The 17,362-nt window shown below is 34.5% G+C and carries 9 protein-coding genes; 8 read left to right on the forward strand and 1 reads right to left on the reverse strand.

Annotated elements, in window-relative coordinates:
• Nucleotides 1-8: 8 nt before the first annotated feature.
• The 6 genes from LPB88_RS11800 to LPB88_RS11825 all read left to right on the forward strand — a co-directional run bounded on the left by LPB88_RS11800 (nucleotide 9) and on the right by LPB88_RS11825 (nucleotide 12,230).
• Nucleotides 9-2,852 carry a hypothetical protein gene (locus LPB88_RS11800; protein ID WP_230715749.1) on the forward strand — a complete coding sequence of 948 codons (2,844 nt, stop codon included), beginning with the start codon at nucleotides 9-11 and terminating at the stop codon, nucleotides 2,850-2,852.
• 142 nt (nucleotides 2,853-2,994) lie between these two features.
• Entirely contained in the window at nucleotides 2,995-4,479 is a 1,485-nt protein-coding gene (locus tag LPB88_RS11805) for a contractile injection system tape measure protein (RefSeq protein ID WP_230715751.1), read from the forward strand.
• A gap of 12 nt (nucleotides 4,480-4,491) precedes the next feature.
• A complete protein-coding gene (locus tag LPB88_RS11810) occupies nucleotides 4,492-5,889 on the forward strand; it encodes a DUF4157 domain-containing protein (RefSeq protein ID WP_230715753.1) in 1,398 nt (465 codons plus the stop codon).
• Between the two features lie 24 nt (nucleotides 5,890-5,913).
• Nucleotides 5,914-10,065 carry a DUF4157 domain-containing protein gene (locus LPB88_RS11815; protein ID WP_230715755.1) on the forward strand — a complete coding sequence of 1,384 codons (4,152 nt, stop codon included), beginning with the start codon at nucleotides 5,914-5,916 and terminating at the stop codon, nucleotides 10,063-10,065.
• 36 nt (nucleotides 10,066-10,101) lie between these two features.
• Entirely contained in the window at nucleotides 10,102-10,923 is an 822-nt protein-coding gene (locus LPB88_RS11820; RefSeq protein ID WP_230715757.1) for a peptidoglycan-binding protein, read from the forward strand.
• 2 nt (nucleotides 10,924-10,925) lie between these two features.
• Nucleotides 10,926-12,230, forward strand: a complete 1,305-nt coding sequence (locus LPB88_RS11825) for an ATP-binding protein (protein ID WP_230715759.1) — start codon at nucleotides 10,926-10,928, stop codon at nucleotides 12,228-12,230.
• A gap of 223 nt (nucleotides 12,231-12,453) precedes the next feature.
• On the opposite strand, the gene LPB88_RS11830 is transcribed toward LPB88_RS11825, so the two are convergent.
• Nucleotides 12,454-14,862, reverse strand: coding sequence for a TonB-dependent receptor (locus LPB88_RS11830; RefSeq protein ID WP_230715761.1), 2,409 nt, complete (start codon nucleotides 14,860-14,862; stop codon nucleotides 12,454-12,456).
• A gap of 509 nt (nucleotides 14,863-15,371) precedes the next feature.
• On the opposite strand from LPB88_RS11830, the gene LPB88_RS11835 reads away from it, so the two are divergent.
• Nucleotides 15,372-17,087: an AraC family transcriptional regulator gene (locus tag LPB88_RS11835; protein WP_230715762.1), complete on the forward strand. Its 1,716-nt coding sequence runs from the start codon at nucleotides 15,372-15,374 to the stop codon at nucleotides 17,085-17,087.
• 130 nt (nucleotides 17,088-17,217) lie between these two features.
• The gene (locus tag LPB88_RS11840; protein ID WP_230715763.1) at nucleotides 17,218-17,355 is read left to right on the forward strand and encodes a hypothetical protein; all 138 of its coding nucleotides are present in this window, start codon (nucleotides 17,218-17,220) and stop codon (nucleotides 17,353-17,355) included.
• The last annotated feature ends 7 nt before the right edge of the window (nucleotides 17,356-17,362 follow it).

Consider the following 17,362-nt stretch of genomic DNA (forward strand, 5'->3'; position numbering starts at 1 on the left):
ACAAGGTCATGGCAACAAAACTTACCAACATTACAGGAAATTATCATAGTTATGTAGCAGATCAGATGTTAACACATTATCAGCTCAATGAAACTATTGATTATTTTGATGACCAAAATCGATTAAGCAGAATCTTTCTTACCGGTACAGGAATTGTTTGCGGCTTTCAGGTTTCAATCAATGCCAGCAACACTATCCTATCCATAACGCAGGGAAACGGAATTACTACTGACGGCGATTTGATAAAATTAACAATACCATCTACTGATCAGGCAAAGGCAAATGAGCTTAAACAAAAATTGTTGTCGATCGACATTCCAAAACTTGATTATAAATCCTATAAAAAATTTGATATTGATAAGGCTGATTATCCAGCTTTTAAAAGCAGTCCCACCACAATGCACCAAATGTGGGAATTACTTCCCGGAACTACTTTGGGCACCGGAGAATCATGGTTGAATACTTTTCCTAGTAACTTAAAAAACCATATAATTATTCTCTATCTCGAAAATTATAATAAGGATGCTTCATTGTGTGATGAAACCGATTGTTCTAATAAAGGCAGCGAAGAAGTTTTTAACTTGCGAGTACTTGTTGTAAGCCAGGCAACTGCTGATATTATTATTGGCAAAAACGGTTCTCCGGTAAAAGATTCACTTTTTAATAAATACGATGTTTATCAAAAATACAGTTTGCTTGACGAATTGGGTGTAAAAAAAGTAATTCCAACTTTTAACAGTACATCGACTGCCGTTAAAATCAAACAATTATTTAATACCGTTGTCAATGATAGTGCTTTTCGAACTGATTTAATCGACAATTTAACCACCATTCTTTTGCCTTTTGGTTATAACACACAACTTACCGCAATTATTAATCGTATCAATGTCTTATTTGTAATTGACTCAAATAATATTCCGGCAGATATACATTATCGATACGATTTATTAAAAGATATTATAGCAACTTACAAAGAATTGAAAGACCTTTTTATTCAGCTTAAAACAGAGTGTAATCCACCTATTGGTTCATTTCCAAAACATTTGTTTTTAGGATTTGTAGAAGACAATAATCGCTTTAAAAATTACAGACATCAATTTTACAAAGCAACAGTTTTAGATCAGAATAAAACATTCAGCAATTTTGATTCTTTAATCAGAAGACTAAAAGGCATTTTAGATAATTATCAGGCAACTGCCAATAGTATTAAAATTACACCCTCAAAAACAATGGGAAAATTGGGTGCTAAATCAGTTCCGTATTACTATAATGTAGACGATAATTTATTGCATGCCTGGGATTTTGAAAAAAGTAATCTTTATATACATCAAACCAATTTTAGCTATCACACCGCAAATCTGGTCAACAACGATTATATCAAAACTCCGCTGGGTTATTGCATAGACGATTATGATTTTTACCGAATTGAAGGTTATCTAAACGACAGCGTCGACGATGTAAAAACGTTTTTGAATGCAAAAAAAATAGAACACGGATTAGATTTTGATTTTTATATTCTGGATATTATTGAAAATGCCGCCGATTTAAAAATCTTATTCAACACCAATTATTCATTCGAACACAAAGCTGGCGTAAAAAAAGGCGGAACTTTATTGCTGCTGAAATCCGGAACTACATTTATAACTGATTTTAGTATTGAAGGCAAAATAAGCCCAGACAATGGCTTAGGATGCTGCACCATTATGGGATGTTTATATCCGTGGATTAGTTCGTTACGATACATCAACAATTTATCCAGAAGTATAAGAGGTACCAAAAGCAAACAAGTTAATCTACCAACGCACTACAAACTAAGCGTAAAAAGATACACGATAAATGGTGTCAATTTAATTACAGACAATGTTGAAGTAAGTATACCAATAGATCAAATTCTTGCGCGCCGTTTGCATGTGGTAATGGAAACACTTAATACAAAGTTTCCAACTGGTTTATTATTTGATTTTATCGAAGAAGAGAAAAAAGTCAAAATTATGCGACTTGAAAAAGACACTTTCGAGTTTGAAATTCAAGACATTACACTCTCAAGATATACTCCAACTTATAAATTTACAGAATCCGGAGTGACCAAAAATGGCAAAGTTTACAGTTCAAATAAAATAACCTGTTCAATTGTTAATTCGCACAAAGCCAATATTTACAAAAAAATACATGCTAATTACGATCCAATTAACAAAGACGATGACGATTTTGGACGCTTTAATGATGATTGGAACAAATTCGAATATTTAAGAAGCGAATTACGATTTCATAAAGAGACAAAAGAATTTACAAGATTCCCTAAAATCTTTAATGATTATTATAGTATTCCAATGATTTATGAAAGTGGGCAATATGAGGATACCACAGTAGCAGATGAATTGTTAAATATTGCTCAGCAAATCAAGCAAATAGACGAGCGTTATAATGACATTTATATTGGTGGTGACTGGACAAGCGGAAACTATGTTAATACAACAATGCAGTCTTACTATCTTGATAATATCGACGATACAAACGACGAGCTGGTATTGTTTATGAATTTAAGAAAAAAGATTCATAACGAAGACAAAGTGAGCAAATACATGATTCACATTGATACTACAAGAAATGTAAACCTTTCAGATTTTGAAGAGCTATTTAGCAGATTTGCCAAAAGAGCCGAATTCTATTTTTATAAACCTACCAATGGTTTCTTTATTAAGATAGAAACAAATTTTATGGCTAAAAGTGAGGGTATCAAAAAAAGAGTCTTTGTTAACACAGAAAAAATAAGCAAGGCTATCATTACCAAAAAAACAACTAAACGTGCTATTACCAAGAGAACTCCAAGGAAGCCGGGTGATACCAAATAAAAAAGCTTGAGACACTTGCCTTAATCAGACAAATCTCAAGCTTTAATGGGGAGCTGATGCCAATCATGGCACCTATATTTTCCCAGTATAACCTATCGGTTCATAGCAAATGTAGAAATATTTTTTGTAATACCAAAGAAAAATGACTAAAAATACACATAGCATCCAAAAAGTTTTTTTAGAAATAGATACGCACTCTATCCTGATGGCAAATTCTATAAAAAACAACCTTGCCATGTTTGTACAAAATGATATTATTCCTGTTTTAGAAAAGCAATTCGACACTATAGAAAACATTAACAATCAGATCGTTCAGATCGAAAAAATAGAAATTTCCATCAATTCAAATACAGGTAAAACAGATATTTTTCTTTCGAATAGTGAAGCCAAAAAAGACATAAAAAATCAGATTGAAAAAGAGATTCAAAAAAGGCTAAATGAGGTACAAAAAACAGCGAAAAATGAGAACAAAAACGAATCAGAAATCCGCACTATTTTACCTGAGAATAAAGACCTCAAAACCTTACTCTATTTTATAGAAAACGGCAACATGCCTTGGTGGATTTCTGGTGGAGATGAAATAGTCTTTTTTGAAAAAATGAATTTCGAAAACATTAAAAACGATATTTTCAAAATTCCGTTTAGCAAATTAATTCAACAGAAAAAAGTTCAGAACCGTATTATAAATCAGTTTTCAAATCAGGAAATTGCCCTTTTTGCCGCTGCCCTTTTGGGTTCAGAAACCCAACAAAAAACACATTCAAAAAATAAACTAATACAGCTTCTGAACCATAAGTCACACGAATTTAAAACATCATTCTGGCAATTGCTTTTTGAAGTTTCAAATGAAAAAAAACCGATAGAAATCATTCATTTTTATCATCAAAAACAAACAGAATTCTCATCAGAAAAAATGTCTTTTGAGCTTTTTATCCAAAACCTCAGAACATTTTTTCCTATTGCTACAAGTGATGCGGAATTAAAGAGAATGAACGACAAATATTTAGATTCAGAAAAAACAAAATCGACTGTAAAACAAGAACCTACATCTGAAAGCCTTAAAAATGATTCTTCTAATACATCCGAAATTCAATTAAAAAATGAAGATCGTTTTCAGGAAGAAAAAGATGATTCGGTATCGTCTTATGTACAAAATGCGGGTTTAATCATTTTGCATCCGTTCTTGAAAGAAATGCTTAAAAACTGCGATTTAATTGGCCATGATAATTCCATTATAAACAAGGAATTAGCTGCGCATATTTTGCATTATGCTGCTACAAAAAAAGAAAACGATTATGAACATCTGATGCTTTTTGAGAAATTTTTATGCGGAATAGATATCGAAGAATCTATACAAAGAGAAATCAAAATTGAGAAAAAACACAAACAGCAGGTTGAAGAAATGCTGCTCTCGGTTCTAGAACACTGGACAGCCCTAAAAAGCACTTCGACAGACCTATTAAGGACTGAATTTCTTCAGAGAGAAGGCAAACTGGATTGGAGTGAATCGAATCCGAAGTTGACTATTGAAAGAAAAACACAGGATCTTTTACTTGAAAAAATCCCGTGGAATATTACCATCGTCAAGATTCCGTGGATAGAGAAATTAATTTATACCCAATGGTAAAATTTTAAAGTTATGAGAGCATTTGAACAACGAAAAAGAAATAGTCCTGATACTTCCAGTTTTTTTGGACCCAAAATTCAGAAAAAGCTAAAAACAGGAACAGTTGGAGACAAATATGAGGTAGAAGCTGATAATGTAGCTGATAAAGTGGTTAATAGTAAACCATCTGCGGGAGGACTTTTGCAATCGAAAGAAGAAGTGCAGCAAAAACCAATTTCAGCAACCATTTCTTCGGTTCAGGCAAAAGAAACAAAAGAAGAAGATAAATCTGTTCAAAAAAAATCAGATAAGGAAGAGGATAAAAAAGTTCAGAAAAAATGTGCCGAATGCGAGAATGAAGATAAGGTTCAGAAAAAAGATAAAAAAGAAGAAGAAAAACCAGTTCAGAAAAAGGGAAATAATACAGAAAGCGAAATTCAGGATAATGAGTTGGAAGGAAAACTCGACAACTCAAAAGGCGGCGGAGCTGGTCTGGATAAAAACACCAAAAAAGAAATGGAATCCGGCTTTGGAACTGATTTTAGCAACGTAAAAATTCATACTGATGCCAGCGCTGTACAAATGAGTCAGGAATTAGGAGCTCAGGCTTTTACCAATGGCAATGATGTTTATTTTAACCAAGGTAAATACAATCCCGGTTCTCAGGAAGGAAAACATTTGCTGGCGCATGAATTAACACACACTGTTCAACAAACCGGGGCCAAACAAAAATCAGGAACGATACAAAAATCCTCTATTGAAAACCATCCTGAAGATTTGCAGGCAGAACAACCGGAAAACCCACAATTTAGAGGCAACCCTCCACTTGAGAAAGCCAATGATAATCAAATGCTTATCTCAACAGGGCAAAAAGGTCAATATGTCGCAGAATTGCAAGAAGGCTTGATGCAAGCTGGTCAAAGTTTACCAAAATTTGGTGCAGATGGCGATTTTGGAACCGAAACCCGAAATGCTGTAATCGGCTTCCAAACTGACAACGGTTTGAATAAAATTGACGGTCTTGTAGGTCCGGAAACTATGGGAACATTAGACAATGTTTTAGTAGAAAAAAAAGGTGGAAAAAAGAAAAAAACACCAACGAAAAAAGATTGCGATATATTCAATCGATTCACGTTTTCATCAGAACCAGTCCATCTTGAAACATTAAAATCAACTAAAAGTTGCAAATTATTTGCGATCACATTAACCACAACCAAAAACAAAAAGGGTAACACTTGTCCAACGTATCGTGTAGAGATCACAGATTCAACAGGAAAAACTGTCATGGGACCTATGCAACTCAGCGTTGGTGGGACAGTTCCGTTTAATTTCACTGCACCAAAGGTAGATGAATTTACTTTGAGCATTTCAACTGCGCAAACATGTGGAGCAAATGCCTTTACCGGTAAAGGAACAAAACACAGACAATAGTAAATTAAGTAGCATTAGTAATATATGGCTGCATTCAACCAAATAGCAAAGTCAAAGCCCTCTGCTTCATCCTCTTTCAATTCGAGAAAGGGTGAGGATTTTTTTGGTGTTCAGGCAAAACTCAGTATTGGTAAATCGAATGATAAATATGAAGCCGAAGCAGATAAAGTAGCGGATACAGTTGTTTCGAATAAAAAGAACATTGCTCCTGACCCATTCTTTGCAGCATCTCCAGCTATTCAGAACAAATTAGCAACCGAAACTCATACAGAAAATAAAAACGGTGATATCCAGAAAAAAACAGCTGTAGAAAGAATCTCTCCGGTTGTTCAGCCAAAACTAAAAGTAGTTCATAATAAAAATGCTTCGACTCCTGAACCTTTTTTTAATGCTTCGCCCGTTATCCAAAACAAACGGGATACTGAAATTCAGAAAAAAAATAGTCCTGAAAAAGAGGTTCAGAAAGAAACTACAGTTCAGAAAATCACTCCTGTTATTCAATTAAAAGTTGAAAAAGAAGAATCTGTTCAAAACAAAATTGAATCTCCTAAACCAAAGGAAAAAACAAGTACTTCTAAATCTTTGGTTCAACCAAAAAAAGAAGACGAAATTCAGAAAAAAAATGCGGTTGAAAAAATAGATATTGCTCCAAATAAAACCGATGCCGTTAAAATGGAAAGTCCTAAAGTCAAAGAAAAAAGTCTTCCTTCAAAACCACTAATCCAGAAGAAAAAAGAAGAAGATATTCAGGCCAAAGAGGAAGAGGAAATTCAGGCCAAAGAAGACGAAAAAGAATTACAGATGAGCGCCGCCGCAGATGCAAACCCATCTGATGCTTCTAATCTTGAAAGTACCTTAAACAGTAGTAAAGGCGGTGGTTCTCCTTTATCAGGAAAAGTAAAAACCGAAATGGAATCCGGTATTGGAGCCGATTTCAGCAATGTTCGCATACACAATGACTCAACTGCTGTTCAAATGAACCAGCAAATGGGAGCGCAGGCTTTTGCAACCGGAAACAATATTTATTTTAATCAGGGAAAATACAATCCAAATTCTCAAGATGGTAAGCACTTACTGGCGCACGAATTAACACATACAGTACAACAAGGAGCAGCAATCAGACAAAAACCAAAGCAGATATCCCCTGCTCCCGAAATGATTCAGGGTTCGTTTCTGGATTTAGTTCCCAACTGGATAATCAACCAGGCTAGGCACATTCCCGGTTACACGCTTTTTACCGTTATTATTGGTTACGATCCGTTACGACAAGTTGATGTAGAACGAACTCCGATTAATCTTGTAGAAGGATTAATGGGGCTTATCCCATTTGGGACAGCGATATTCGACAAACTTCAGGAATACAATATTCTACAACAGGTTTTTGACTGGGTACAAGGAAAATTAGATGAAGTTGGATTAACAACCGAAAGTATATTAGATCTTGTCGAAGAAGTTTGGCACGAACTATCCTTTCCTTACACCGGCATTATTGATTCAATCGCTAATAAATTTATAGAATTAGTAAACAGAGTAACCACTTTTGTAAGAGCTACAGTAGCACAAATTATTACCTGGATAAAAGAAGCATTGATTGGTGTTGCAGAACCACTTTTAGCAGAAAACAAAGCTTGGGCATTAATCAAAAAAATAATTAAATACGATCCGCTACGCGATGAAGCTGTTACCGCAACAACGGTAGAAATATTAGAAGATTTTCTAATCTTAATAGACAAGCAAACAGAGCTTGAACAAATGCGTGAAAGAGGCACGCTTCAAAAAACTGCCGATTGGCTCGACACTCAGGTAGGAACTTTTACTTCATTGTTAGGACAACTTCGCGGACTCATAACTGCTGCCTGGAATGCTATTCAACCATCAAATTTGGTAAACATTGCCGATAATCTTTCAGGACTTGCTCATCAAGCCGGAGTATTTTTGCAAAATGTTTGGAATTTTGCCTCAGGTGTCGCACTCAAAGTATTAGAACTTGTTAAGGAGTCATTATTAGCATGGCTTTCTGCCCAGGCCGCAACTGTTAGAGGTTACTCGTTGATAAAAGTAATTATCGGGCGAGATCCTTTTACTAACGAAACTGTCGAACGAACAATCCCGAATCTTATCAGAGGTTTTATGAGTTTGATGGAGGGTGGCGAAGAACAATATGCACAAATGGTTGAAACGGGCGCAATAGCCCGAATCGCGGGTCAGATTGAAGCGGCGGTTGCAACTTTAAACATGACTCCTGCAGCAATTATTCAGCTCTTTACTGATCTCTGGAATTCGTTTACAATCAATGATCTTATACATCCACTGGATGCTTTTGTTAGAATTATTGCAAAATTTGGAGAACCAATCGGCCGTCTTATTGCCTTTGTTGCCGAAATCATCAGAATCGTAATTGTCGCTATACTCGAAATTATGAATTTCCCATTCGACCTCATCGGAAACATCATAACGCGAGCTATGCAGGCAATCGAAGACATCAAAAGAGATCCTATTGGTTTTCTTAAAAATATACTGCGTGCCATCAAACAAGGATTTGTTCAATTCTTTGACAATATTGTAACGCATTTAATTGATGGTGTTACCGGTTGGTTGATGAGTGAATTGAGAGATGCCAATATTCCTGTCCTGACTGATTTCTCTTTACGAGGAGTAATTTCATGGGTATTAGAAGTGCTTGGAATATCGATGGAAAAAATTTGGGAGAAACTGGCTGCCCATCCTAGAATTGGTCCTGCACGTGTAGCCCGAATCCGAAGCATGATTAATACGCTAGAAGGAATCTGGACTTTTATAAAAGATGTTCAGGAACGCGGAATGGCTGCTATCTGGGATAAAATTCAGGAACAGCTTAGCAATCTTTGGAACACTGTTCTCGACGCCGTGAAAAACTTCATCATGGAACGCATTGTTAACCGCATAACAGCCCGACTGCTAAGCATGCTGGACCCAACGGGAATTATGGCGGTGATTAATGGAGCGATAGCTTTGTACAGCGCTATTCAAAGTTTTATAAAATACTTACGTGAAATGCTCGAAGTGGTTAACTCCTTTGTTAATGGTGTAGCCGATATCGCAAAAGGAAATGTAGCCACAGCAGCCAACTATCTCGAAAATACTATGGGGCAAGCCATGCCTATTGTAATTGGATTCCTTGCCAATCAGGTTGGACTTTCGGGAATTGGCGCAAGAGTTGGTGAAATGATTATTTCTGTCCGCCAAATGGTTGATGAAGCTCTTACATGGTTGGTAAATCAGGCTGTAGATAGAGGAATGGCTATGTTAGACAGACTTATGGGAAGAGGCGCGCCAGAAGCTGCAACCCCAAATAATGAAATTCAAAACGATAATCTAACTTTTCCTTTTACAATGGATGGAGAATCACATAGAGTATATATTGTTGGAGAAGGCAGTAATGCACAAGTCATGATGGCGTCTAGTTTTGGAGACCGATTAAAAATTTCTATAATAAATGCTAAACACTCTTTAGATGGAAAAAATGACCCACAAAGTATTGATATAAAAAACAAACTTGATGAAACATACACAAAAGTGAATGCTTTAGATGAAGGTATTCATCATGCAAGACAAGGAGCTGGTTATGTCGCAGAAACTGAAGCAGATATTAATTCTAAATTAAGAGATATTGGACAATTCCTGCAAACCGTAGGTAGCTTATTTCATATCAAATCATTACAAGAAATTCAACACTTTTCAAGATATGTTGGAATTGATGGTGAGATACTTCCTCAATATAATATAAGACAAACTTTCTATCCTGGTTCAAGTTCAACGAGTACCTCTTTAAATCGAAGAAACAACGTTCTGCGTGATCCAAATAATCGAACAAGATTCATTAGTGAAGCTGATATTAATGATGAAAGACCATTTTATAGAAACGACCCCGATTTCGTCAGTATTGTAGGCGGAGTACAAAAACCTTCAATTCCTGTAGGAGATGCGACTGTCGATCACAATCCGCCTGTTTCTACACACTGGAACTCAGGAAATGGAAAAAATGCGCATCAAGATGAGCGATTCCTTTGGTATTCTAATCCAACTTCATCAAATCATAAAGTTATTTCAAGACCATTGAATTCAAGTAAAGGAGGTGATGAAGACGGTTTTCAAAGACAAGTAGGTCCTAATTTCAAAGGTCCCGGGGAGGTATAAAAACTAAAAGAACAATAACCTTAAAAAACATTAACCATGCAAAAAACATTCTACAAAAAAGAGTTGCTTATCAAAGCAACACAACAAAAAAATGGAGTAAATAATAACAAGAAAGACATTGAAAAAATTCAGTCCTGGCTTAATTTATTTGCTATGCAAAATTCAAGCTCGGGAACTGCAACGGGTATCGATGGTGATTTTGGGCCTGCAACGGAAAAAGCAGTGCTTAATTTTCAAAAATTCAACAACTTACCGCAAACCGGAAGTGTAGATCAAAATCTATTCGATGTACTCGCTTCGCCTCTTAAAAAAGCTTTTGATACTCCTATAACAGGCAATAATCTGAGAGAATTAATTCTGAATACAGCCAAAAACCATCTTAAAAATCATCCTTTTGAACTTGTAATTAATAATCAAAGTAATACGGGTCCCTGGGTGCGAAGCTATATGGATGGTAATGAAGGAACCCCTTGGTTTTGGTGCATGGGATTTGTTCAGGGAATAATTGATCAGGCGGCTTCTATTCAGGGAAAAAACTTCAAAACCCTGATGCCTTTAACGTATAGCTGTGATACAGTTGGTACAGTTGGCATTCAGAAAAATATACTGACCCGTTATCAAAAGGCAAGAACCAATTCTGGTTTAATACAACCGGCAGATATATTTCTGATTGAAAAAACAACAAACGATTGGTTTCATACCGGAATTGTAACAGCGGTTCATGGCGATATAATTGAAACTATTGAAGGTAATACCAATTCTGACGGATCTCATAACGGAAACGCCGTTATGAACAGAATCAGAAATTATAAACAATCAAAAATAGATTTTTTCTCAATCGAATCATTAGTAGGTTAAAAATGGAAAATGTATTCACTTATCTAAAAAACCAATTCGTCTTTCAGCTTGACACTCTTTTTCAGGCCGACAATCCAATGGAGAAACCCGTTTTGAATCAGGTCGATTCAAACGGGTTTATCAACGAATTCATTATCGAAAATAATCTGACAGAAACCGATATTCTTTTATTGGGTTTGGCTCTTGTCCCTCATCTTAAACCTGATTTTCTAAGTTCAATTATTGCAGAATATTTGCCCAATGGCGGAGAACTTCCGGAATTTGGCGGTATAAAATCAAAGAATCATCGTGGAATTTTGCCAACAGGCGAAACGGCTCAGTTTTTAATTGCAGGAAACAATCTTGAAGACCGGGTTTTATTCTACAACTATCTGCATAATCAGTCTTTTCTGTATCAAAAAAGAATCCTCAAAATAGAACTTGTTCCAAATGGTGAACCCAAACTGAGTGGTTTATTAATTTTAGAAGACGAATACATTGAAAAATTCATAACCGGAAAAATCCTAAAACCACAACTTAGCAGCATTTTTCCTGCTCAATTAATCGAAACAGGATTAGACTGGAGCGATTTGGTACTTAATGCTACTACTTTAAATCAGATTAAAGAAATAGAAACCTGGCTTAAATTCAACGAGATTTTACTTCATGAATGGGATATGAAAGCCAAAATAAAACCAGGATTCAGAGTTATGTTTTACGGCGCACCGGGAACCGGAAAAACCCTTACAGCTTCCCTATTAGGTAAATATACCAACAGAGATGTATACCGAATTGATTTGTCTATGGTGATTTCGAAATATATAGGCGAAACCGAAAAAAATCTTTCTTCCCTTTTTGATAAAGCAATTGATAAAGATTGGATTCTGTTTTTTGATGAAGCCGATGCCGTTTTTGGAAAAAGAACCAATGTTAGGGATGCACACGATAAATATGCCAATCAGGAAGTTTCGTATTTACTGCAGCGTATAGAAAATCATCCCGGATTGGTTATTCTGGCTTCTAATTTTAAAACGAATATTGATACAGCTTTCACCCGAAGATTTCAATCTATAATCGAATTCGAAGTACCTTCTTATAACGAACGCTTACAACTTTGGAAAAACAACCTTCCCAAAGGAATTAGAATTGCTGAAGACGTAAATCTAAACGACCTTTCAAAAAAATACGACATTACCGGTGCCAATATTGTAAACATTATTCAATATGCCTGTCTGAGAACATTGGAAGACGAAAACGAAAGTATTAACCTGCATCACCTGCTTCAGGGAATTAAAAAAGAATATGCCAAAGAAGGAAAAATGATGTAAATAAGGAGTTGTCCTTTTAATTATTAAGCAATGCGAATCAAGAACCTAAATGTGCCGCTAGGCACAAATTGCAGACTTTTAACTCTTAATTGACATAAGTAAATAATTTATGTAATCACGATCTACGTTTCTATGTGTCTAAATAAAGCAAAAAAGGATTATTTCATTTATGATGAAACAATCCCTTTTTATAAAATTTTAAAACTATTTGCTCGAAATAAATTTAGAATTTAAACGTAACATTTGCTGTTACACGAGTTGGGTTTTGAGCAGCAAGTCTGTAAGACCAATATTTTTCGTTAGTTAAATTATCTACTTTAAGACCAAGTCTATACTTTGGCTGATCGTAAAAAAGTGAGGCATCTAATACGGTATATGATGGAATCGAAAACTTGAAAGTCGTTGTGTTAGTTTGGTAATATTCACTTCCGTAAATTCCTCCAAAACCAATTCCTAGTCCCTGTGCACGACCTGTTGTAACTCTATAACTTGCCCATAAGTTTGCCGTTCTTGGTGATCCGGCCGTTGTTGGTCGTAAGCCTTGAACGCTAGCGTTGCTTTTTTCGTATTTACTGTCATTATAGGTATAACCTGCGACAATATTTAACCCTGAAATTGGGTTGGCAATCAATTCTGCTTCAAAACCTTTACTGACTTGAGTTCCGTCCTGAATTGAGAAGTTAGCATGATCAGGATCGTCACGAGTAATATTTGTCACTTGAATATCGTAATAACTTAATGTAGCCGATATTTTATTTAGGTCAAATTTAAAACCTCCCTCCCACTGATTCGCTTGGTTTGGTTTGAAAGTATTACCGTAAAAATCAGAACCTGAAACATTGCTGAAACCATTCATATAATTACCAAATACAGCAATTTTTTCTTTCATGATCTGGTATACTAATCCAAATTTTGGAGAGAAAGCCGTTTGGTTATAATTCCCAACGATAGAATCTTTACTTGGATAATACACCCCTTTGTTTTCATATTTATCAATACGAATTCCACCCATTGCCAATAATCTGTCGGTTACGTTTAAAACGTCAGAAACATAAGCACTATAAGTAACCTCATCATTTGATACAAAATTGCTGAATTTAGCCGTAGCAAACATTGGTGCCACTTTGTCTACATTAAAATTGTTATAAGCATCGCCCGGCTTTTTATAATCCATTGCCGGCATATTAACAGTTGCATCGTTACGCGTAGCACGCAGACTATAATAATCTAAACCGGCGACCACTCTGTTTTTAAGCTTCCCAATTTTAAAAACACCAATGAAATTCTGTTGAATATCTGTTCCGTAAAAAGGAGATTCCTGAAACGTAACCTGCTGTCTTATTGTTGTTGGAGACATCATTTGCAATGCTACCGTATAACCATCAGATGATGATCTTGTTCTGGATAAAATAGTTTGGGATGTCCATTCATCAGACATTTTATATTTTAACTGAGCAAAAACATTGTATTGTTGACTCGTGTAATTAATGGTATTATTGGCAAACGATAATTTATAAGGGATAGCAAGTTGTTCAATACTGCTCTCGGTTCCTTTTACAACAAACGGAGCAAGTCTGGTTGGCGAAGTAGCTTTGTATAAACTAAATTCGGCATCGATCAAAAGCGTTAATCTATCATTGATTTCATAAGAGAAACTTGGAGCAATAGAAAAGTTTTTATTGAACCCTGCATCCTGAAAACTTCTCTCGCTGTGAAAAGCCGTGTTGATTCTTAACAAAGCCGTTTTATCTGCGTTAAGTGGTGTATTAATATCAGCTGTTAGACGATTCAGATCCCAACTTGCCGCTGAATAGGATATTTCGCCTTTAAAACTGTCAAAAGGCTTTTTGGTAACACGGTTAAACAAACCTCCAAACGATGATAATGTACTTCCAAAAAGTGTTGCAGATGGCCCTTTGATAACTTCAATACGTTCTAAATTTGAAGGATCAATAGTGGTGTAGGTAAAACTACCAACACCGTTTCTAACCACTTGTGGTGTTGGAAAACCTCTTGAGATAGAAGTTGTACGACCTTGATTTCTTACTTCGGCAATACCGGCTCCGGGAACATTTTTAAAGGCACTGTTGTAATCTGTAATTACTTGCTCTTTCATTAATTCCTTGCTTACTACAATATAAACCTGAGAGTTTTCGATATTTTTCAATGGCATTTTTGCAACATCAAAACTTTCTTTTTTAGCAAAACGATTTCCTCCTGTACGGATTACGACATCTTCAAGATTCTCGACAGATGAATTCACCCTTACGTCTACAACGGCAGATGGAGACTGTTCTGTAATCTCAGCAGTTTCAGTAGATGAAGCATATCCTGTCATGGTAACTTCGAGAGTATATTTACCAAAAGGTACTTTTTTAAACTCATAATTCCCAGATGCATTTGTTACGGCGCTTTTGTTTATTTCAATCAATTTCACAACAACTCCCTGGCTTGCATTACCGTCATTAGTGATAACACTTCCTGAAATTTGTCCGGTTGTTGCTGTTTGCCCCTGAATAAATCCAACATTCAATAGGGAGAATATCAGGATAAGCAATCTGAAATTATATTTTTGTTTTTTTTCTTTGGTAAATTCTTTAAAGAAGGAAATTAATGGTAATGGTATTTTCATATTGTTCTTATTTAAACCAATTCTAAATTAAAGCGCAAAAGAACAATATTTATTTTAATCTGTCAACAGAACAATGTTATTTTTTCAGAAATATATCCTTTAAAATAAGAAGATAAAAACACAAACTAAATTAAGTAAGTTTATTCTCTCTGTAGGTGGCTGCTCTCATTTTTTAATGAATTTATGAATGATTTTTAACTTCAAAAAAAACTGCATTTCTCTAAAGCTTTATCGAAGTACCTCGTGATTTCAAGTGGAAGAATCTATATCTTATATTATTACACAACTGCAAAAAATGCTTCATATTTCTAAAACCAAAACCAGCCAAACATCAGAGGGCTCACAAATATTGGTTATCGAAATTCAGGAATGTCGACAAGTAATTTAGGAATCACAGAAAAAAAGCAAACAGATAGCTACAAATCAATTACTTATAGAAATTTAAAAAATGACCTATTTATTAATACATTTTTGAACAGTTCCCCTATTTTTGTAAGAAACATTGATGCATGATTTCTTTTAAATTTACAAAAACGTTACTTTTAGTTCTACTTCCGTTTTTCTTATTTGCTCAGGATACAAAAAAAGACATCACAAAATTGTCGTACAATGAATTACATGATTTGTATTTTAATAATGTAGGCAACCCAAAAAAACAAATACAATATACTAATGCCTATATGGCCAAGGCAATAAAAGAAAATAATAACATTAGAAAAGCTAAGGCCAATTATCAGATTGCTCTACTTTATTATAAATCTGATAAAAATAAAGCGATTCAATATCTGGACAGTGTTATAAAATACTCCAAAGGAACTAATGATAAATTTTTTCCTACTGCCGCTTATTGTGAAAAAGGTGATTTTCTTAAAGGTCAATTCAAGTTTAAAGAAGCAATGGCTAACTATAATCTTGCCGAAAAAAATGCTCTTCAAACCAATATTGATTATTATTATATAGTAAGAGAATATATAGGTATTACCAAATCTGAAAACCTGGGAGAATATCATGAAGCATTAGATATCTTTAAAGAATGCTACAGGTACTATAAAAGCAAAGACATAAGAAGTTCAAAATATGCCGGAGAATATCAAAGCCTTATTTTTGGAATAGCAGATTGTTATAAATCTTTGATGAATACAGATTCGACATCTTATTATAATAAACTGGGATATAGTGAATCAAAAATAACTAAAAATGAAGAATACCAATATCTATTTGTTCTAAATGAGGGGGCAAACCAAGTATTAAAAAAGAACTATAGAACAGGGCTGGACAGTATTAACAAAGCATTGCCTAAAATGATTCAATATGACAACATTGGCAATGTATTAGCATCGTATTATTACTTAGGAATTGCTTATGATGGATTAGGCAAAAAAGCAAAAGCGGCAGAAAATTTTATTAGGGTAGATTCCATCTACAAAATAACGAAAGATATAAGTACTGAATTTGTAGATGGTTATCCATATTTAATTTCTTATTACAAGAACTTGGGTGATAAAGAAAATCAATTAAAGTATGTAACTGCCTATATGATTATTGACAGTACTTTGCAGAAAAATTATCGGGAATTAAACAAGGTGCTTTATAAAGAATATGATACACCACGCTTAATTTCTGAAAAAGAAAATCTCATTACTTCACTTAATAACGATAAAATAAAAACTTATTGGGGATTGGGATTTTTAGTTTTAGCTTCTTTGGGCATGGGAGCCTTTGCATTACATCAATACCGTATTAAAAAACAATACCGATCAAGATTTGAAAAAATAATAAACGAAATAAGTAGCAATGACAATCGTGAAATCAACAAAGAAAATGCGACTAAAATTGGCACCATAAAAGAGGAAGATATTGGTATTGGCGAAGAGTTGGTAAATCAGATTTTGGAAAAGCTTAATCGTTTTGAAGATCAAAGAGGATATCTGGAATCTAATATTACAATACAAAATTTATCAACCTCATTTGAGACCAATAACAAGTATATTTCTAAAATAGTTAATCTCTACAAAAGAAAATCATTTACACAATATATAAATGATTTAAGAATTGAATATGCTATAAATCAATTACAAGAAAACAGCAAACTTAGAAAATATACTGTTCATGCACTCGCTTTAGAGTTTGGATTTAACAATGCCGAATCTTTTTCGGCGGCTTTTTATAAAAGGACAAATATAAAACCAACCTATTTTATTAAAGAATTAGATTCGACTCTATAACACGATATCACTAACCAACAGTTCTTTAACAAAACTATAGAACTCGAAATTCCCGAATCCCGATAACCATCTTAAGTTATCTAATAGTTTTATAAGCAGCAGATCATATATTTGTGACTGTACTAAATAAATGAAATTTCACGGAGCTGGAAGCGAAAAAAAAAAGATGCATTTAGAAGATGATTCACTGGATATAAATAAAATTGCGAAGAGTTCATCTGAAAATTATCATCAGATTACATTCTCAAAATTGTATATCGAAATTTAAAATACCA

Source organism: Flavobacterium sp. JAS, assembly GCF_020991455.1.
Taxonomy (GTDB): Bacteria; Bacteroidota; Bacteroidia; order Flavobacteriales; family Flavobacteriaceae; genus Flavobacterium.

Excerpts from the sequence above, each read along its gene's own strand:
- LPB88_RS11800 (WP_230715749.1), top strand. The coding sequence starts at position 9 with ATGGCAACAAAACTTACCAACATTACAGGAAATTATCATAGTTATGTA.
- LPB88_RS11805 (WP_230715751.1), top strand. The coding sequence starts at position 2,995 with ATGACTAAAAATACACATAGCATCCAAAAAGTTTTTTTAGAAATAGAT.
- LPB88_RS11810 (WP_230715753.1), top strand. The coding sequence starts at position 4,492 with ATGAGAGCATTTGAACAACGAAAAAGAAATAGTCCTGATACTTCCAGT.
- LPB88_RS11815 (WP_230715755.1), top strand. The coding sequence starts at position 5,914 with ATGGCTGCATTCAACCAAATAGCAAAGTCAAAGCCCTCTGCTTCATCC.
- LPB88_RS11820 (WP_230715757.1), top strand. The coding sequence starts at position 10,102 with ATGCAAAAAACATTCTACAAAAAAGAGTTGCTTATCAAAGCAACACAA.
- LPB88_RS11825 (WP_230715759.1), top strand. The coding sequence starts at position 10,926 with ATGGAAAATGTATTCACTTATCTAAAAAACCAATTCGTCTTTCAGCTT.
- LPB88_RS11830 (WP_230715761.1), bottom strand. The coding sequence starts at position 14,862 with ATGAAAATACCATTACCATTAATTTCCTTCTTTAAAGAATTTACCAAA.
- LPB88_RS11835 (WP_230715762.1), top strand. The coding sequence starts at position 15,372 with ATGATTTCTTTTAAATTTACAAAAACGTTACTTTTAGTTCTACTTCCG.
- LPB88_RS11840 (WP_230715763.1), top strand. The coding sequence starts at position 17,218 with ATGAAATTTCACGGAGCTGGAAGCGAAAAAAAAAAGATGCATTTAGAA.